Annotated in this window: 1 protein-coding gene; it reads left to right on the top strand. The window is 78.6% G+C overall.

Going from position 1 to position 402, the window contains the following annotated elements:
• A partial coding sequence (locus CWC38_RS11960; RefSeq protein ID WP_500683902.1) for a succinate dehydrogenase/fumarate reductase transmembrane subunit occupies positions 1 to 402 on the top strand: 402 nt, incomplete at both ends.

The raw sequence follows: 402 nt of genomic DNA, 5'->3' as shown, positions 1-402 counted from the left end.
CAGCGAGACCGCGCGGCCGCGCCCGCCTCGCCCGGCTCCCCGGGCCGCGCACCCGCGGCCTCCCCCGCAGCGACCGGCGGGGCCGACGACGCCGCCCCGGCACCCGCGGGCGTGTGGCAGCGGAGCGTGGGAGCGGCGTCGAACCCGGACCTGAAGCTTGCGATGGGCGCCTCCGGGGCCGTGCTGAGCGTGTTCACCGTGGGGCACATGGCCGGGAACATGCAGGTCTACCTGGGCCGGGAGCGGTTCAACGGCTACGCCCGTCTGCTGCGCAGTGCCGGGGCACCGGTCCTGCCCCCGAACACGCTGCTCTGGGCGGCACGGACCGGGCTGCTCGCGAGCGCGGGCGTGCACGTGGCGGCGGGCACCGAGCTGACCGTGCGCGCGTGGCGGGCCGAGGGC

The sequence above is a fragment of the Kocuria tytonicola genome (assembly GCF_003687455.1).
Lineage (GTDB): Bacteria > Actinomycetota > Actinomycetes > Actinomycetales > Micrococcaceae > Kocuria > Kocuria tytonicola.
This window is presented reverse-complemented; position numbering and strand designations above follow the sequence as displayed.